The sequence below is a fragment of the Methylocystis bryophila genome (assembly GCF_027925445.1).
In the GTDB taxonomy this organism is placed as follows: domain Bacteria; phylum Pseudomonadota; class Alphaproteobacteria; order Rhizobiales; family Beijerinckiaceae; genus Methylocystis; species Methylocystis bryophila.
Window position 1 is genome coordinate 4077407 of record NZ_AP027149.1, and the last position, 17417, is coordinate 4094823.

Here is a 17417-nt window from a genome sequence, read left to right on the forward strand (position 1 = left end):
TACTCCTTTTTCAGCTTCTTTTCGTCCCGTAGAGGCGGGATTAGATGAAGAAGACAAATGAGAATTCTTGAGTAGAAAAACGGGCGCCCTGTCCGCTTCGGTGACGCGGAGGGTAACGGAGAAACGCATGCGCCCGATGAGCCGTCTCGCCTCGATATCCCTGGCAACCTTGGCCGGCGCGCTAACCCAGGCGGCTCAGGCTCAGACCGCGCTGCCCGACATCAACGTCTCCTCGCCGCTGAGAGCGCACCCGAGGCCGGCGCCGGCGGCGCAGCCGGTCGTCTCCACGCCGCATCCGGCGGCCGCCGCATCTCCGACAGCTCCCGTCACTCGGCGCGCCGTCGCGAGGGCGCCCGCGCCGACGCCGGCTCAGTCCCCCTCGGCGCAGCAGACCTCGGCCGCCTCCCCGGCTCCGTTCGTCGCGGCGACGACGCCTGCGGCCATCAACATCACCAGCGCGAAGGAAATCGAGCAGACGCACCAATTCGATGTGGCGAAGGCGTTGGAGCGCGCCGCGACAAACGTGATTATCGAGGACGTGCAAGGCAATCCCTTCTCGCCTCAGGTCGATTTCCGCGGCTTCGCCGCTTCGCCGGTCAGCGGCACGCCCCAAGGCCTCGCCGTCTATATGAACGGCATCCGCATCAACGAGGCCTGGGGCGACACGGTCAATTGGGATCTGATTCCGACCGTCGCGATCGATCGCACCGCCATCGTCACCGGCAATCCGCTCTTCGGCCTCAATGCGATCGGCGGCGCCGTCGTGATGGATATGAAGAACGGCTTCACCTATCACGGCTTCGAGCTCGACGGCCGCGGCGGCAGCTTCGGCCGGCGCCAGGGCGCGATGCAAGCCGGCGTCGAGCAGGACGGCGTCGCCGCCTATGTCGCGATCGAGGCCGCTGGCGACAAAGGCTATCGCAAATTCTCAGGCTCCCAGATCCACCGGCTCTATGGCGATCTCGGCTGGCGCGGCGATCAAGCCGAAATCCACCTATCGACGAATATCGCCGCCAACAAGTTCGGCGTCTCAGCCTCGGCGCCCAATGATCTCGTAAATAACGCCACGGATGCAGTCTATACGACTCCGCAGACGACGAAGAACACGCTCTCGCAGTTCGACCTGAACGGCGTCTTCACGCCGCAGCAGAACTGGAAGATCCTCGCCGACGCGCATTATCGCGCCTTCGACCAGGCGCATGTCGACGGCAACACGACCGACTTCGCATCTTGCGGCGGCCCGACGCTCTGCGACAACAACGGCAATTCGACCTACATGCCCGACTTCTTCGGGCCGAACGCGGCGCTCGCCGCCATCGACCGCACCTGGACGACCTCGCGCACGGTGGGCGGGACCGTGCAGATCGAGAACACGGACAAGCTCGGCTTCAGCGAGTTGCCCAACAAGATCGTCTTCGGCGTCAACCTCGAGCACGGCTGGACCCATTTCGCCGCCAGCGAGGAGTTGGGCCTGCTGAATCCTTATGATTTGAGCGTGCCGGGGCTGGGGGTCATCAATTTAGATCCGGCAGGCGACGTGAGCCCCGTAAAGCTCAACGCCGCCAACACCTATCTCGGCGTCTATGCGCTCGACACATTCGAGGCGACCGACAAGCTCACCTTCACGGCCGGCGCGCGCTACAATCTGGCGACGATCTCGCTTTACGACCTTTACAGCACGCAGCTCAACGGCTCGTCGAGCTACGACCATCTCAATCCGGTCGTCGGCGCGACCTACAAAATCACGCAGGAAGTCGCGGCCTACGCCAGCTATTCAGAGTCGAACCGCGCGCCGACGCCGCTCGAGCTCGGCTGCGCCGATCCGAACCACCCCTGCCTCATCGACAATTTCCTCGTCTCCGATCCGCATCTCTCCCAAGTCGTCGCCCATTCGATCGAAACCGGTCTGCGCGGAGGGTTTCACCCGGCCTCTTACCTCCCGGCCGAAGCCGGCGCGCTTCTCCCCGGACGCGTCGACTGGTCGGCAGGCGTCTACCGCACGACGAGCTTCAACGACATATTGAGCGTGCCGAGCCAGGTTACGGGTCAGGGCTATTTCACCAATGCCGGCGTCACGCAACGTCAGGGCATAGAGACACAAGTCCGCTACACGGACGAAAAGCTCTCGGCCTATGTGAATTACGCGCTGACGGACGCGACCTTCCGCTCGATGCTCGAGCTTGGCTCGCCGAACAATCCCTTGGTCGTGGCCTATAATACGGCCACGGGCCTCTCCGCCTCGTCGATCCTGGTCATGCCCGGCTCGCATATGACATCGATCCCGAAGCACCGGCTGAAGGGCGGTTTCGACTATGCGCTCACCAAGGAATGGAAGGTCGGCATGGACGTCGTCTATACGGCCGGCAATTGGGTGCGCGGCGACGAGATCAACGCCTTCGGCACGCTGCCTTCCTACGCGACCGTCAATCTACGCAGTTCCTATCAGCTGACGAAGAACTTTCAGGTCTATGGCCTGATCGACAATGTCGGCGGCGCGCGCGGGCGAAGCTTTGGAACCTTCTTCAACACGACGCAGATCCCCTTTCTCTCCTTCTCCGATCCGCGCCAGGTCTCGATCACAGCGCCGACCGGTTTTTACGCCGGCGCAAAGATGACGTTCTGAAACGGTTTGAGGAGGGAGGCGGTCTAGATCACGCTGAGTTCAGGCGGAATCGCCTGAACTCAGAAAAGGTGATCGATTCTAAGAGTTTTGAGCGCGATTCGCGCGAAAGACCGGTTCCAGTGTTTCGCATCGCGCTCTAAGGCTGGGAGCGCGGCGCGCCGCGCTTTCGCCGGTTCATGGGCTGCAGGAAACGAGATCCTTCTCCTCGATCGAGAAGACGGACGCCGCCTCGATCTTCAGTCCCATCACATTGCAGGCGCGACCGCCCTTGAAGCCGATCGAGGCGTCATAAGTTCCTGGCGCGAGACTCTTGATCGCCAGGCGCTCGTCGTGATCGACCGCGCCATCGGAATCGCCCTTGGTCAAATCCGCCCCGAAGTCCTTCGTTCCAGTCGGCGCCAGTCGCAAGGAGGTCACGGTCTCGCTCGTCAAATTCCAGAAGCGTGCGGGCTTTTCGGCTGCAGCAGCGACGCTCGTTGCGAGCAAGAACGCCAGTCCGCCAATGCGCGCCCTCATTTGCTAACTCCGCATCCCAATTGCTTCGAGAGCGCTCCGCTTCGGCCAAGCGCTCTGCCGCAGGCGCCTTCGAAGACTCCGACTCGTCTTAGCTCTGCTGCCGACGGACGTCAGCAGAGCCTGGTCACAAAAGATTATCGCGCCGCTTAGTGGATCAAACGCAGAAGCTCGCGCCCGGCCTTCGAATTCAGCTCCTTGGCGTCAAGCGTGCCGTCGTTCTCCGTATCCGCTTCCTTGAAGAGCTTCATTGCAACCGCGACATACTCTTCTTTCGAGAGAGTTTTGTCATTGTCAGGATCGGCGGCGGCGAACTCCTTGGTGCTAAGACGCGAGCCGATTTCCTTTGGGTCGAGCGTGTCGTCCTGATCCTTCTGCAGGCGATCGAAGACGGTCTGCGCCGCCTTGGTCACCTCATCCAGGTCCAAGGTCCCATCATTATCCGTGTCGAGCGCTTTGACCGCCGACCGTTCGGCGCGCGCCGGGGCGGACGCGATAAACGCTCCGCCAATGAAGAACCCTGTGGCGACCAGACCGGTCGCAAACATTTTGCCGAGCGCCATCTCTCTTCTCCTTCTTACGCCAGGGACGTGCTCGGCTCGAATTAAAACGCCGTGAATTCGCTCGAGCAGACTGGGCATTCCACAGCCATTGAGCAGCTCTCTCTAAATAGCGGAAAATTTTCCCAACGCTAGCGGGAGTATATGGAGGCGACTCGGGCTGCGGCCTTTGCCATAAACGCATTCCCGCATCCGCCTTCACGCGAGCGGAAGTCCGGAGAGCAACAGCTTGACCGCCGACCAGCAACGCTTTGACAATCTCCCCCATCACGGAAGGAAACGCCCTCGACTGCGGCGCCTAAGCGCGCTCTACTGGTTGCTGCTTTGCGACGTCGCCCATTCGGCCTCCCTTCTCGATCGCGGGCAATACCTCGTCGAAGCGCTCATGGCGTGCGACAATTGTCACACCCCGCGCTCGACCGAGGGATATGACTACTCCCGAAGGTTCTCCGGGGGATCCCAGGTCTTTACCGACAAAGACTACTCCGTGCGGGGATCGAATATCTCGCCCGATCTGGAGAGCGGAGTCGGGCCATGGTCCGACGCCGAGCTTAAAGCGGCGATCGTGAGCGGCGTCAGCCCAAAGGGTCGGCTGGCGCCCGTCATGCCCTCGGAGTCCTATCGGGCGCTAACCCCCAACGATCTCAACGCCGTCGTCGCCTTCCTACGCGCGAAGCGCCCTATTAAATCGGACGCGCCTCCACAGGAGCGACACGGAGCGCTTGAGCCGCGGCGAGCCATTCCCGGCGCGGAGACTCCCCTCTCCGACGCCGGACTTGCGGATCCGCTTCAACAGGGTCTTTACGTCGCTTCGCTCGCCCGATGCATGAGTTGTCACAGCGGAGAGACGGATGGCGCGCCGGACCCGGAAAGGCGCCTGGGACAGGGAGGGCGGATTTTCCGCACGCCTGCCGGCGCCACGGTGGCGTCGAACATCACCTCCCATCCGACGAAAGGGGTCGGCGCGTGGACGGACCAGGAGCTGAAGCGCGCGATAATCGAGGGCACAGGTCGCGATGGCAAGCCGCTCGCGCCGACGATGGCCAATCTCTCCAAGGCGCATTTCTCCAAGATGGCGGAGAGGGATATCGAGGCGCTGATCGCCTGGCTGCGCACAACGCCGCCCAAAGAGTGAAGCGGCTAGAGCATGACACGGAAAAGTGCGAAGCGGTTTGCTGGTCAAGACATGCTCCAACCTTTTGATTTAGCGCGATTCTTTATCGCTCGAACGATTCCGTTCGAGCGGGAAGCGCGCTAGAGCATGACGCGCTCTAATGCGAAGGGAAGGCGGCTTCTTGCTTTATCGCCTCAACGAGCGCGCCTTCGAAGAGCAAGGCCGAGCCATAATGCGTCTCGATGTCGAACGGCCGTTTGGCGTTCATCTCGAGCGAGGCGCTGTGCATCGCGATCAGCCGGCCATCCTCGGTGAAGAGACCAGAACCTGATCCGCCATAGCCGTCGTTGCAATCGTGACGCACGCGTCTAATGCGCGCTTCACTCGGCGCGTCGACAGTTTGGATTGAGCACTCTTCCAACGACGCCTCCAAACGCGAGTTCGAATGGCCCGCTGGAGACACCATGACGACCTTCATATTCGTTCCCGTCGCGATGAAGGATGCGTCCGGCGTCGGTTGCGGCTCGATATCGTCCGGAACAGGCTCAGTGAGGCGCAGCAGCGCCCAATCGTCCGTAATGTGCAACGACTTTGAATTCCCGTCCACGCCGAGCTTGAGGCTGCCCGGATCGAAATAGCGATCCACACCCCTAATCCGAAAGAAACAGTTCTCGACGGGATGACTGGGCAGCAAGGAGCGATCCACGAAATTATGTGCGTTCAGCACCACAAGCTGGCGAGCGCCAATCAACCAAGCCGCCGCCGCACGCTCCAAAGTCCCCATGTCCGTGAAGCACATGAGCACACCGGCGCCGCGATATCTCTCCTCGTCGGTTTTCTGCATCGGCTTTCGCCCATCGCGCGGATAAAGAGCGGCTTTCACCACGGCGGAGAATGGGGCGCAAAATGCGCCAATAGTCGCGGCGACACCAATTGCCGCAAAAAGCGCAAGGGCAATTCCCAAGCCGGCGCGAGGTAGCCGATGACCGTCATTCTGGCTTTCAAAGGCGAAGCTGCGAGGATCTAGCTTGAGCATTCTTCCAATCTTGTACTCCCTTCCCGGATTTTGCCAGAGGCTCGCCGACCTCCATCAACGCGGATGCTCCATGCGTCGCCTCGGCGATTCTTGCGAGCAGACCGACGTGCAAGCGCAATCGGAAGCTTCCGTTTGTCTTCCCGCATTCATCGTTTCCGGGAATGCTTTTCCCGGAATTGCCTGAGTTTCCCGGCGCAACTTACCGATAAATCATGAAGACACCGATTGATCGACCAACATATATGAACTCGGATCGCTTTTCTCCTGAAGAGCCGCACAAGTGCTGCGCTGGAGAGCCGACCATCAAAAACAAGGTGGCTTGCCGCTCGACGGCACAATGCCATCGCTTTCAGGGGCGACGGGGCGTTCGCAACAACTGCCGCAAAGGCGCGCGCGCTCGTCGCAGGAGGACTCGTCCATGAGAAAGCTGGTGAATTCCGTTTCGTTGTTGTGTCTCTGCCTAGCCGCGCCACTCGCGATATCCCCGGCCCGGGCTGAAGATAAGCTCGAGGCCCTGGCCAAAAGCGAAGACAACTGGGCGATGCAAGGCAAGAACTACAGCGCAAATCATTATAGCACGCTGACGCAGATCAATGCCGGCAATGTCAAGAATCTGAAGGTCAGCTGGTCCTTCTCCACCGGCCTGCTCAGCGGTCATGAAGGCGCTCCGCTCGTCGTCGACGGCAAAATGTTTATTCATACATCATTCCCCAACAACACCTTTGCGCTGAGCCTCGACGATCCGACTCGCATTCTCTGGCAGGACAAGCCGAAGCAGAACGCCGCCGCGCGCGCTGTCGCCTGTTGCGATATCGTGAACCGAGGCTTGGCCTATTGGGCCGGAGACGACAAGACGCCGTCGCTCATCATCAAGACTCTGCTCGACGGAAACGTCGTCGCGCTGAACGCCGAAACCGGCAAGCTTTACTGGAAGGTCGAAAACTCCGACTACAAGGTCGGCTCGACGCTGACCGTCGCCCCGCATGTGTTCAAGGATGTCGTCCTGGTCGGCAGCTCGGGCGCCGAGCTTGGCGTTCGTGGCTATATGACAGCCTATGACGTCCGCACCGGCGAGCAGAAGTGGCGCGCTTACGCGACGGGACCGGACTCCGACGTTCTCATCGGCGACGACTTTAACAAGGCCAATCCGCACTACGGACAGAGAGGCCTGGGAACCTCCACCTGGGAAGGCGACGCCTGGAAGATCGGCGGCGGCACCAACTGGGGCTGGTTCGCCTATGACCCGGACACGAATCTCGTCTACTACGGCAGCGGCAATCCAGCGCCGTGGAACGAGACGATGCGTCCCGGCGACAATAAATGGACCATGACCATCTGGGGTCGCGACCTCGAGACCGGCGCGGCAAAGTTCGGCTACCAAAAGACTCCGCACGACGAGTGGGACTTCGCCGGCATCAATTTCATGATGCTTTCCGAGCAGAAGGACAAGGACGGCAAGCTGCGCAAGCTGCTGACGCATCCTGATCGCAACGGCATTATTTATACCCTCGACCGCACCGATGGAACGCTGGTCTCCGCGGACAAGATCGACGACACGGTCAATGTGTTCAAGAAGGTCGACATCAAGTCCGGCCTGCCGGTGCGCGATCCCGAATATGGCACTCGAATGGACCATCTGGGCAAGGACATCTGCCCGTCGGCGATGGGCTATCACAATCAAGGGCTCGACTCATACGATCCCACGAAGGAGCTGTTCTTCCTCGGCGCGAACCACATCTGCATGGATTGGGAGCCCTTCATGCTGCCCTATCGCGCGGGTCAGTTCTTCGTCGGCGCGACGCTGAACATGTATCCGGGTCCAAAGGGCGATCGTCAGAAGGGTGAAGGTCTCGGCCAGATCAAGGCCTACAACGCCATCACCGGCCAGTTCAAATGGGAGAAGATGGAGCGCTTCGCCGTTTGGGGCGGCACCGCCGCCACCGCCGGCAATGTGGTGTTCTACGGAACGCTCGACGGCTTCATCAAGGCCCGCAACAGCGACAGCGGCGAGCTCTTGTGGAAATTCAAGCTGCCGTCCGGCGTGATCGGCCATCCGATCGTCTTTCAGCACAAGGGCGTCGAATATGTGGCGATCCTGTATGGCGTCGGCGGATGGCCGGGAGTGGGTCTCGTGTTTGACCTCCAGGATCCGACCGCCGGACTCGGAGCCGTCGGCGCCTTCAAGCAGCTCGCCAATTACACGCAAATGGGCGGCGGCGTGATGGTGTTCTCTCTCAACGGTCAGGGTCCCTACGACGATCTGAACCTGGGCGAGTACAAGCCAAACTGACGCGCTCGGCTGGCTCGATACAGTCGCCGCCTCACAAGACCCCTCCCCGACGCGGCGACTCCTTCGCCGGCCCAGATAGGCGACATGCCTGTCCGGGCCGGCAAGCCCCTCGCGTCAGCGCTCGCCGAACAGAACTTCAGAAGGTCATCCATGCTGCGTAGCCTCAAAATCCCGGCTGGGATCACCATCGCCGCGATCGCCGCTTCTTGGAGCGCCGTTGCTTTCACCGCCTCCCTCGGTCTTCCTTCGGAGCCTCAGGGCGCTGAGTCCGAAGCGCCGGCCAATGCTCGACAAGCGAGCGACTCGAAGTCATTGCGAATTTGCGCGGCAAGGAAGCAGCCGCCGCTGTCTCTGGAGGACGGCTCCGGCCTCGAGAACAAGATCGGCGCAGCGCTCGCCGAGGCCATGGCGCTCAAGCCGCAATTCGTTTGGAGCGATCGTCCGGCGATCTACATCGTTCGGGATTACCTCGACAAAAAGCTCTGCGACGTCGTCATCGGCTTGGACACGGGCGACCCGCGCGTTGCGACCTCAATGCCCTATTATCGATCTGGCTACGTCTTCATCACGCGCGCCGACAGCGATCTCGACATGAAGTCCTGGTCCGATCCGCGCATCGCGCATCTTGGACACGTCGTTGTTCCCTTCGGATCGCCCGCCGAGGTCTTGTTGAAGGACAAGGGCCTCTATGAAGAGGACATGGCCTATCTCTATTCGCTGGTGAATTTCCGCTCTGCACGGAACGAATACACGCAGATTGAGCCCTCGCGCCTGGTCTCCGAGGTGGCCTCTGGCTCGGCTGGAGCGGCCGTGGGTTTCGCGCCCGATGTCGCCCGCTATGTGAAGTCGTCGCCGACCCCGCTGCGAATGACTCTCATCGAGGATGACGCCGTCAAGTCGAGCGGCGAGAAAGTTGCGCAACGCTTCGATCAATCGGTCGGCGTGAGGCGGGAGGACGCCTCCTTGCTGCAGCAGGTCAACACGGCGCTGACCAGAGCCAAGCCGAAAATCGACGCGATTCTGCAAGCAGACGGCGTGCCGCTCTTGCCGGTCGCCAACTGACGCAATCGACGAACCGCTTTAAGCAGAAAGAAACTGTCGTGAAGAAAAGCATCAGGCCTCTGGTCTCTGGCCTCGCCGGCTTAACCGCCATCTTAGTGTGCGCCGCTTATGCGCAGACTTCAGGAGTTACATTTCACAACACCGTCACCGGCGAAACTCTGAACTTCGATGACGCCCTGCCGGAAGGTCGCGATACGGATGGCGTGAAGAAGTTCATGCAGACCGGCGCCAACCCCTACAATGAAGATCCGAGCTGCCTGAAGAAGGGCGAGCAGATCTTCCTTTCCGCCTGCTCAGGCTGTCACGGTCACCTCGGCGAAGGCAAGATCGGACCGGGGCTCAACGACGACTACTGGACCTATCCCGAGAATGAGACGGACGTCGGCCTGTTCTCGACGATCTTCGGCGGCGCCAAGGCGTCGATGGGACCGCAATATCAGAATCTGAAGCTCGACGAGATGCTTTTGGTCATGGCCTGGGTGCGTCATCTCTACAAGGATGACGTGAAACACGCGACCTGGCTGACCGAGGCGCAAAAGACGGCCTACAAGCCTTACAAGCACGACGAAACCTTCCCCGATAACTCGCCCGGCCTCTGCGCGGGGAAATAGACTGAGTTCGACGCTCGCCTGCAACTACACCTAACCAGGAAATGGGAGGAACAAGCATGAAGAACAGCACAATCGGTCTCCTCGTGCTCGCCGCGCTGATCGGCGCGCCGACGGCTTCCGCGCTCGCTTACGATGGCACCAACTGCAAAGCGCCAGGCAACTGCTGGGAGCCGAAACCGGGCTTCCCCGCAAAGATCGAAGGCTCGAAATACGACCCCAAGCACGATCCCAAAGAGCTCGCTAAACAGCAGACGTCGATCCAGGCCATGGAGGAGCGCAACAGGAAACGCGTCGCCAATTTTAAGAAGACCGGCAAATGGATCTATGAGGTCGATAAGATTCCTGCCGACGTCGCTGAGCCAGCTCCCAAGCCTTCAAGTGAAGCTTCCAGCAGCTCCACTCCCGCTGGATGGACGTCGCCGACAAAGTAGCCGATTTGACGAAATGCGCGGCCGCGGTCGGGAATGATGTTCACGCCATGAGCTCATCCCTCCGCAACCCAAGATCGCGGCCGCTTAGAGCATGTCACGGAAATGTGCGAAGCGGTTTTCCGATCATGCCATGCTCTAACTATTTGACCTGGCGCGCTTTTCCTTGACATGCTCCAGACTCCTCCGCGCAGGTGCGAATTGATCGACCCCCGAAACCGCGACGCCGCCCTCGCGGAGTGGCGAGAGCAGGCGCTCGCCTTTGAGCAGGAGATCGCGAAAGCGGTCGTTGGACAGGCTCAGGCCATCCGCCTTCTCACCATTTCCGTTTTTGCCCGAGGGCACGTGCTGCTCGAAGGCGATGTCGGCGTAGGAAAAACGACACTCCTGCGTGCGGCCTCGCGCGCGCTCGGCGGCGAGTTCAACCGCCTCGAGGGCACGGTCGACATGATGCCGACCGACATCATCTATCACACCTATCTTGCGGAGGACGGCCGACCGCGCGTCGAGCCGACTGCCGTGCTCGATTGCTCTGATCGCTTATCCGTTTTCTTTTTCAATGAGATCAACCGGGCTCGCCCCCAGGTGCATTCGCTTCTGTTGCGCCTCATGGCCGAGAGAACGCTCTCCGCCTTCAATCGAGAATATTGGTTTCCCTATCTTCAGGTCTTCGCCGATCGCAACATGATCGAGCGAGAAGAGACCTTCGAGTTGCCGGCCGCCGCGCGCGATCGTTTCCTGATGGAGATCACGATCGCCGCGCCAAAGGACCCGGCCATCCGCAAGCAGCTCATCTTCGATCCGAAATTTCAGGACGTGGATGCGCTGATCGAGCAGGTTCGCCCGGGAACGATCGATTTTCGCGAGATCCCCATGATCTCGCAAATCCTTCAAGAGAGCGTCTCCGCAAGCGACGCGCTTAAGGACTATGTGGTGAGGCTTTGGCAAGCGCTGGTGGACCCGGCCTCGGCCGGCATATCGCTGGCCGACCTCGACGTCGCCCATCTGGTCAGAGGCGGCGCGAGTCCGCGCGGGCTGGCCTATCTGATCCGCGCGGCGCGGGTGAGGGCGTGGCTCGAAGGACGCTGCTACCTCACGCCGGACGACGTCCGCGCGGTCTTTCTCGAAGTGGTCGCGCATCGGATCTTCGTTGATCCGATCCACGCACTTCGTGGCGACGATCCCGTGAAGAGGCTCTGTCTCGCGGCCTTCGAGGCGACACCTGCGCCATGAACGCTCCCCGCGAAATCCTCTATCACCCGCGCGGTCGATTTCGTTCGAATCATCTGGGGCCGCACGCTTCCACCGAGGTCGGCGGCTTCGGCGTGTTTCGCGACCAGGCTCCGTTCCTGCGCTATCCCGACGCCCGACGTATCGACATCAGGGCCAGCTTGCGCGATCCATTCGAGCAAGTCTACGTCAGACGCTTCGAGCAACGACAATCCATCGACGTCGTCGCGATCGTCGATGCGTCGGCTTCCATGGGATTTACGGGAGCCGGCGACAGCTTCGCGCTCGCCTGTCGTACAGTCGAGTCTCTTGCTTATTCCGCGACGAAGATTGGAGACCGCTTCGGTCTGATCAGCTGCGACGAGCGCGTCAGGAACAATATGCTGCTTCCTCCAACACGGTCGAGAAGCCTTGCGCTCCGCGCCGCCTGGCGACTTCGAGAGGAGCGACCCGACGGCAGAAACGCTGAAGGGTTCCTGGCCGCTGCGAAGGCGCTGGGCGTCACCCGCAAGCTTGTGTTTCTGATCTCGGATTTCAGATGGCCGCGGCGCCTTCTCGAACGCGTCTTCGACGCCTTCGCCCTCCATGACGCATCCCCGCTTGTCATTCTCGATTCGGCGGAAGAATCGCCGCCTGCCTGGGGTCTGCTAGAGCTTATCGATTCCGAAAGCGGCGCCAGAAGGCTATGGGCCATGCGTCCTAGCCTCCGCGCACGCTGGATCGAACAGGAGAAAGGGCGACAAGCGTTCTTGACGCAGCTTGCGGCGGATCGTTGCCGCGCTCCCATTTTTATGCGCGACAGTTTCGACCCGGAGGTTCTCAGCCTTCAGCTCATGGCCGCGTGAGCTCGCGAATGCGCCTCTCGATCCTTCTTCTTGTCTGGATTGTCTTCTCGCCGTCGGCGAGGGCGAACGAGTTTGCGATCGAAATCAGGTCGGAACGCTCCTTCGGCTATTTCGTCGGCGACCTCGTGAAGACTGTCGTCGACATCCGAGGGCCGTCGAACGCCGAGCTCATACGTGGGTCGCTGCCCGATCCCGTTCCCTTGACGGTCTCACTCGACCTTCGAGATGTCTCTGTCGAAGAATTCAAGCAAGGCGATCAGCGATTGTGGCGAATACGCCTAGCCTATCAGAATCTCTATGCAGCGCTGGACGTGAGAAACATCGAGGTTCCCGCTTTCACGGTCAGCTATCAGCTAATGGGAGAGCAAAGCCAGGTCACCGTGCCCGCGTGGCGTTTCGGCGTAGCGCCTCTTCGTGAGATTGCGCCGGAGCCAAAAGAGCGCGGAGAAGACTATCTGCGACCCGACCCCGGTCCGGCGTTCGTCGACCAAGAGGAAAGCCTTCGGCTAACGGCTCTCTTCGCCGCGCTCACCGTCTTGCTCACCATCGCGGTCGCCTGGGACCATGGGTGGCCGCCCTTCCATCGCCGGGCTGCGCGCGAGTTTTCAGTCTTGGTGCGCCGTCTCGAGGCCCTCGCGCGTCGTGACCAAAGCATGGAAGGATTGCGCAAGGCCGCCTGCGAGCTGCACCGCGCCTTCAACGCCGTTGGCGGAAAAAGCCTATTGCGCTCCGATCTGGACGAGTTCTTCCGTCACCGCGCGGAGTTTGCAAGCGTGCAACCGACGACGGAGCGCTTTTTCGAGGCTTCGGAAAGACTCTTTTTCGACCCGGAGCAGGCGTCGAGCGCCTTCACCATGGCGGAGCTCGTCGGTTTCGCCAAGGCGCTCGCCGCGCAAGAGAGGTCGCGATGATCGACTTCGATTATCCGCTGGCCTTGTGGTTCACGCCATTGGCTCTCAGCCCGCTTTTTCGACTGCCGTTTCGCGGCGCAATTGCGCCGTCGATCATGGAGGGCCCCGTCGATCCGCTCTCGCGCTGGATCGCGACCGCGCTGAAGATCTGCGGCGTTTTGGCGATTTCCTCCTTCATTCTCGCTGCCGCAAGTCCGCATCAGTTCGGCGGCGGCGTCGAGCGCGTCGGAGAAGGGGCCGAGATCGTCTTTCTGATCGACCGCAGCGGCAGCATGAACGAGACTTTCGCGGGACGCAGCCCCAGCGGTGGAGAGGAATCGAAAGCTTCCGCAGCGAAGAGGCTGCTCCAAAACTTCATTGCGGGCGATCGTCACGATTTCGTGGGCATCGCGGCTTTCTCGACAGCCCCGATGCTGGTGACGCCGCTCACCGATCGCCGCGCCGCGATCAAGGCGGGCATCGACGCCGTGGACAGACCCGGGCTCGACTACACCAATATTGGCCGCGGTCTCGCGATGGCGCTGTCGATGTTTCCACCCGGGCTTTCGGATAGCTCGCGGGCGATCATTCTCGTCTCCGACGGCGCCGGCGTCATCGACCCACGCATTCAGGAGGACCTGCGCGCTGACTTCAAGAAGGCCAACATTCATCTCTATTGGCTTTTCCTGCGCACCAGCGGAAGTCCAGGGATTTACCAAATCCCCGATGCCGGCTCCGATACGCCGCAGGCGGCGCCCGAGCGTCATCTGGATATCTTCTTCAAGTCGCTCGGCGTCTCCTATCGCGCCTTCGAAGCCGAAGGCGCCGAGCAGATCGGGGCGGCCGTCCAACAGATCGAGCGACTGGAGCGTCATCCCGTTCGCTATGTTGAAGCTCAGCCGCGCGAAGACCTTTCCCCGGGACTCTTCGTCATCGCCGCTGTAGCTGTGCTCATTCTGCTTCTCGCCAAGCTCGCGGAAGTCCGCATGTTTCGTCCCCGAGGCGCCGCATGATCGATCGTAACGCTGCGGCGAAGCTTGGCGCCCCACAGGACCGCAAGCGGTTCCCCCTATGGCAAGAGGCCGGCCGATGGTGGCGACGCTCACGATCGACCCTGCTCGTCCTGGCTGCGATTTTCAGCGCCGCGGCTACGCTCCACGCGGCTTGGCTCAGGCGCGTAATGGAGATGACGAATAGAGAGATCGCGGCGCTACACGCTGGCCATGACAGGCCTGTGGCTAATGACGCCGCGCCGGAGCTCCTCCTGGCGAGGATCGAGTTCCTTGCAAAGCGCGATGATGTCGACAACGCCCGCCCCCTCCTGGTGACGCTCGATGCAACGGCGCAGGATGACCTCGCGGCAAAAGCTCATTATGCGCTCGGCAACGCTCTCCTACGCAGGGCTTTCGAACTGATCGAGCGCGGAGATCTCGATGAAGCGGGGCCTTTTGTTAATTTGTCCAAGCGCGAGTATCGACGCGCTCTTCAGCTGTGGCCGTCATATTGGGACGCCAAGTTCAATTTCGATGTCGCCGCGCGACTGATCCGCGACTATCCGGCGTTCGAGCAAGAGAACGGCGACGTTCTCGAGGCCGAGCCCAAGAAGCTTTGGACCGACGTGCCCGGCGTTCCCAAGGGGCTGCCCTGATGCGCCACTGGGACATGCGCGACCCGCGCTTGCTGCTTCTGGCGCTCGCCCTATCACTGTCGCTCGTCGCGCTGATCGCGCCGACCGCCGAAACGATGCGGAAGAGCTTCGACACGCTGGTCATCGTCGATATCACCGGAAGCATGAACACGCGTGATTACACAGCGAGAGGCAAGCCTGTCTCCCGGCTCGAGCACGTCAAGGGAGTCCTGCGAGATTTCATTGCTGACCTGCCTTGCGGTTCTCGATTTGCGCTCGGCGTCTTTACCGAGCGACGTCCCTTTCTGCTGTTCGAACCGATCGAGGTCTGCGACAATTATGCGCCGCTCACGCACACGATCGAAGCGCTCGACTGGCGCATGGCGTGGGAGGGAGACAGCCGCATTGCCGCCGGTCTCTTTCGCGCCATCGAGATGGCGCGCGACCTCAATACGGACCTCGTCTTCGTAAGCGACGGACAAGAAGCGCCGCCCTTACCCTTCTCAGGTCCGCCGCCGTTCGAAGGACGCAGCGGCGAAGTCCGCGGATTGATCGTCGGCGCTGGCGGCTACGAGCTCTCTCCAATCCCGAAATTCAATGACGAGGGCCGCGAAATCGGTTTCTACGGCGTCGAGGACGTTCCTCACGACAATCGCTTTGGTCTTCCGCCTCCCGGCGCCGACCAAAGAGAGGGATACAACGCTCGCAACGCGCCATTCGGAGCCGCGCTCACGGTCGGCGAAGAGCATCTTTCTTCTGTGCGTGAGCCCTATCTCCAATCTCTCGCGGGAAAGACGGGGCTGTCCTACGCGCATCTCGTCGGTGCGTCGGATCTGCTCCACGATTTCAAGCAGGCGGCCTCCCCGCAATACCGGGCGGTCGCGCTCGATCTCCGTCCCATGCTCGGCGCGACCGCAGCCACGGCGCTGATTGCGATTTTCCTTCTCCTTCCCGCGCTCGAACGGCTCGTCGACAGTCGGGCGCGGCGCATTCAAATCGCCAAACCTCAAAAAATGGGAGACAGAAATGAGAATCATCTGGGCGGCAATCGCTACCCTGCTCGCGGCCCCGGCGCTGGCGCATGGCCCGACGCCCATCAAGGTCGATGAGTCGATCGTCATCGCCGCCGACCCCAAGGTCGTATGGGCGGTGGCCGGCAAGTTCGACAGCATCGCCACTTGGCATCCAGAGGTCGCGAGCGTGAAAGCCAAGGGCGGCGACGCCGTGGGCGCGGAGCGCGAGATCACTTTTCGTAAAGGCGGGGCGCTGAAAGAAGGTCTCGACGAATATGAGCCGTCGTCCTTCAAATACTCCTACCGTATGTCAGATCCCAATCTCGACGTGCTGCCGATCAGCTCCTACTCGACCACCTTCGCGATCACGCCGGCGGCGGGCGGCGGCAGCGAGGTCCACTGGTATGGACGGCTCTACCGCGGCGACACCGGCAATGAGCCCCCGGAGAATCTCAACGATGACGCGGCGCGAACCGCCATGTCAGGGTTTCTTCGCACGGGGCTGGAAGGACTGAAGAAGAGAGTCGAGGGAAAATAGCCGGTGGCCGTGCGCTGGCGAGACTGGGCCGTTCTGTGCCTGATGGCCTTCGGCGCTCAAGCTGCAAGCGCGGAGGATCTATACATCGTCTGTCAGGACGATGCGGCGCTCCTTCACTTCGACACGGAGCGCGCAGAGGTGAGCGGCCGGGTTGGCCTCTCGCCCAAGCCTGCAATGATCGCCGCTTCGCTGGAAAACCAACTGCTCTTTGTTTCTCATCCCGAGTCGGGACGAATTTCTCGACTCGAGATGTCACGCCTCGACGCGCCTAAAAGCCTTGAGATCGGGGGGACTCCTTTCGGGCTCGCCGTAAGCGCCGACGGTCGATTTCTCTATGTCGGCGATTGGAAACGCAATGTTGTGCGCAAGCTCGACGCGGAAACTGGAAAGCCGCTCGCGGAAGCTTCGGTCGGTCGTGAGCCGGCTGGCCTCGCTTTGGACTCGCGGGAGGAGCATCTCTATGTCGCCAACCGCGAAAGCCGATCGGTAACGGTCGTCGAGCTTGCGTCAATGCGCGCTGTGAAGACCATCGAGGTTGGAGAAGGACCTTTCGCTCTGGGCTTCGACAGCGCCAATAATCGCTTGTTCGTCGCCTCCGTCCGGAGCGGCGAGGTCACGGCGATCGACGGCGCAACGCAGGTCGTTACAGCAAAGATCGCAGTAGGAGGCGCGCCTTATGGCGTCGCGATCGACAGCGAAGGCGGACGCGTTCTCGTCACCAATCAGCATGCCAATCGCGTTTCCATCATTGACCCAAGCCACCTTCGTCTGATCGGGAGCATCGGCGTCGGACGCTATCCCGAGGCGGTCGCGACATGGCGCGGTAAGGCCTATGTCGCGAATTGGTTCTCCGGCGACATTTCGGTCGTTGATCTCGCCACGGGTGATCGCCTCGCAACCGTCAGGCTCGGAGAGGGTCCGCGCTCCATGATTCTCTCCGGAGCGAGGGAAGCTCGGTGAATGGTCGGCGCGCCGCGCTCATCGGGCTTGCTTGCCTGGCCCTCTCGTCGCGAGAGCATGGCAAGCCTGAAAGCGCA

General features: G+C 61.3%; 16 protein-coding genes and 1 pseudogene. 14 read left to right on the forward strand and 3 right to left on the reverse strand.

Translation table 11 applies throughout. From position 1 onward, the window contains the following. The first annotated feature begins 127 nt into the window (after nt 1–127). Nucleotides 128–2623, forward strand: a complete 2496-nt coding sequence (locus QMG80_RS18810; RefSeq protein ID WP_245300060.1) for a TonB-dependent receptor domain-containing protein — start codon at nt 128–130, stop codon at nt 2621–2623. Between the two features lie 174 nt (nt 2624–2797). On the opposite strand, the gene QMG80_RS18815 is transcribed toward QMG80_RS18810, so the two are convergent. Both QMG80_RS18815 and lanM read right to left on the reverse strand, forming a co-directional pair. After that, on the reverse strand, nt 2798–3139 hold the full coding sequence (locus QMG80_RS18815) for a hypothetical protein (protein ID WP_085770560.1): 342 nt from the start codon (nt 3137–3139) through the stop codon (nt 2798–2800). A 146-nt stretch (nt 3140–3285) separates the two neighbouring features. Next, nucleotides 3286–3699 (reverse strand): lanmodulin LanM, encoded by a 414-nt coding sequence (gene lanM, locus QMG80_RS18820; protein WP_245300061.1) that lies wholly within the window; start codon nt 3697–3699, stop codon nt 3286–3288. Nucleotides 3700–3925: 226 nt separating this feature from the next. Here lanM and QMG80_RS18825 point away from each other — a divergent pair, with 226 nt between their 5' ends. Continuing rightward, on the forward strand, nt 3926–4831 hold the full coding sequence (locus tag QMG80_RS18825) for a c-type cytochrome (RefSeq protein ID WP_245300062.1): 906 nt from the start codon (nt 3926–3928) through the stop codon (nt 4829–4831). 136 nt (nt 4832–4967) lie between these two features. On the opposite strand, the gene QMG80_RS18830 is transcribed toward QMG80_RS18825, so the two are convergent. After that, complete coding sequence (locus QMG80_RS18830) at nt 4968–5654, reverse strand: trypsin-like serine peptidase (RefSeq protein ID WP_342586566.1); 687 nt, start codon at nt 5652–5654, stop codon at nt 4968–4970. Nucleotides 5655–6264: 610 nt separating this feature from the next. On the opposite strand from QMG80_RS18830, the gene QMG80_RS18835 reads away from it, so the two are divergent. The 12 genes and pseudogenes from QMG80_RS18835 to QMG80_RS18890 all read left to right on the forward strand — a co-directional run bounded on the left by QMG80_RS18835 (nt 6265) and on the right by QMG80_RS18890 (nt 17340). Next, a complete protein-coding gene (locus QMG80_RS18835) occupies nt 6265–8136 on the forward strand; it encodes a methanol/ethanol family PQQ-dependent dehydrogenase (protein ID WP_085773517.1) in 1872 nt (623 codons plus the stop codon). Between the two features lie 150 nt (nt 8137–8286). Further along, nucleotides 8287–9198: a methanol oxidation system protein MoxJ gene (moxJ, locus tag QMG80_RS18840; protein ID WP_085770562.1), complete on the forward strand. Its 912-nt coding sequence runs from the start codon at nt 8287–8289 to the stop codon at nt 9196–9198. Nucleotides 9199–9236: 38 nt separating this feature from the next. After that, nucleotides 9237–9809, forward strand: coding sequence for a cytochrome c(L), periplasmic (gene moxG / locus QMG80_RS18845; RefSeq protein ID WP_085770563.1), 573 nt, complete (start codon nt 9237–9239; stop codon nt 9807–9809). A gap of 56 nt (nt 9810–9865) precedes the next feature. After that, nucleotides 9866–10153 (forward strand): annotated as a pseudogene (locus QMG80_RS18850) (methanol dehydrogenase [cytochrome c] subunit); the annotation flags it as partial. Between the two features lie 255 nt (nt 10154–10408). Continuing rightward, the gene (locus tag QMG80_RS18855) at nt 10409–11470 is read left to right on the forward strand and encodes an AAA family ATPase (RefSeq protein WP_102938056.1); all 1062 of its coding nucleotides are present in this window, start codon (nt 10409–10411) and stop codon (nt 11468–11470) included. Further along, nucleotides 11467–12312: a DUF58 domain-containing protein gene (locus tag QMG80_RS18860; RefSeq protein WP_085770565.1), complete on the forward strand. Its 846-nt coding sequence runs from the start codon at nt 11467–11469 to the stop codon at nt 12310–12312. The genes QMG80_RS18855 and QMG80_RS18860 overlap by 4 nt, the downstream gene beginning before the upstream one ends. A gap of 8 nt (nt 12313–12320) precedes the next feature. Next, complete coding sequence (locus QMG80_RS18865) at nt 12321–13223, forward strand: hypothetical protein (protein ID WP_085770566.1); 903 nt, start codon at nt 12321–12323, stop codon at nt 13221–13223. Beyond that, nucleotides 13220–14215, forward strand: a complete 996-nt coding sequence (locus tag QMG80_RS18870; protein WP_085770567.1) for a vWA domain-containing protein — start codon at nt 13220–13222, stop codon at nt 14213–14215. Before QMG80_RS18865 ends, QMG80_RS18870 begins: the two co-directional genes overlap by 4 nt. After that, on the forward strand, nt 14212–14850 hold the full coding sequence (locus QMG80_RS18875; protein WP_245300063.1) for an MxaK protein: 639 nt from the start codon (nt 14212–14214) through the stop codon (nt 14848–14850). The genes QMG80_RS18870 and QMG80_RS18875 overlap by 4 nt, the downstream gene beginning before the upstream one ends. Then, nucleotides 14850–15938 (forward strand): VWA domain-containing protein, encoded by a 1089-nt coding sequence (locus tag QMG80_RS18880; RefSeq protein WP_085770568.1) that lies wholly within the window; start codon nt 14850–14852, stop codon nt 15936–15938. The genes QMG80_RS18875 and QMG80_RS18880 overlap by 1 nt, the downstream gene beginning before the upstream one ends. Further along, on the forward strand, nt 15856–16380 hold the full coding sequence (locus tag QMG80_RS18885; RefSeq protein WP_085770569.1) for an SRPBCC family protein: 525 nt from the start codon (nt 15856–15858) through the stop codon (nt 16378–16380). Before QMG80_RS18880 ends, QMG80_RS18885 begins: the two co-directional genes overlap by 83 nt. 3 nt (nt 16381–16383) lie before the next feature. After that, complete coding sequence (locus QMG80_RS18890) at nt 16384–17340, forward strand: YncE family protein (protein ID WP_158658602.1); 957 nt, start codon at nt 16384–16386, stop codon at nt 17338–17340. Nucleotides 17341–17417 lie beyond the last annotated feature (77 nt).

Excerpts from the sequence above, each read along its gene's own strand:
- QMG80_RS18810 (WP_245300060.1), top strand. The coding sequence starts at position 128 with ATGCGCCCGATGAGCCGTCTCGCCTCGATATCCCTGGCAACCTTGGCC.
- QMG80_RS18815 (WP_085770560.1), bottom strand. The coding sequence starts at position 3,139 with ATGAGGGCGCGCATTGGCGGACTGGCGTTCTTGCTCGCAACGAGCGTC.
- lanM (WP_245300061.1), bottom strand. The coding sequence starts at position 3,699 with ATGGCGCTCGGCAAAATGTTTGCGACCGGTCTGGTCGCCACAGGGTTC.
- QMG80_RS18830 (WP_342586566.1), bottom strand. The coding sequence starts at position 5,654 with ATGCAGAAAACCGACGAGGAGAGATATCGCGGCGCCGGTGTGCTCATG.
- QMG80_RS18835 (WP_085773517.1), top strand. The coding sequence starts at position 6,265 with ATGAGAAAGCTGGTGAATTCCGTTTCGTTGTTGTGTCTCTGCCTAGCC.
- moxJ (WP_085770562.1), top strand. The coding sequence starts at position 8,287 with ATGCTGCGTAGCCTCAAAATCCCGGCTGGGATCACCATCGCCGCGATC.
- QMG80_RS18855 (WP_102938056.1), top strand. The coding sequence starts at position 10,409 with ATGCTCCAGACTCCTCCGCGCAGGTGCGAATTGATCGACCCCCGAAAC.
- QMG80_RS18860 (WP_085770565.1), top strand. The coding sequence starts at position 11,467 with ATGAACGCTCCCCGCGAAATCCTCTATCACCCGCGCGGTCGATTTCGT.
- QMG80_RS18865 (WP_085770566.1), top strand. The coding sequence starts at position 12,321 with ATGCGCCTCTCGATCCTTCTTCTTGTCTGGATTGTCTTCTCGCCGTCG.
- QMG80_RS18870 (WP_085770567.1), top strand. The coding sequence starts at position 13,220 with ATGATCGACTTCGATTATCCGCTGGCCTTGTGGTTCACGCCATTGGCT.
- QMG80_RS18875 (WP_245300063.1), top strand. The coding sequence starts at position 14,212 with ATGATCGATCGTAACGCTGCGGCGAAGCTTGGCGCCCCACAGGACCGC.
- QMG80_RS18880 (WP_085770568.1), top strand. The coding sequence starts at position 14,850 with ATGCGCCACTGGGACATGCGCGACCCGCGCTTGCTGCTTCTGGCGCTC.
- QMG80_RS18885 (WP_085770569.1), top strand. The coding sequence starts at position 15,856 with ATGAGAATCATCTGGGCGGCAATCGCTACCCTGCTCGCGGCCCCGGCG.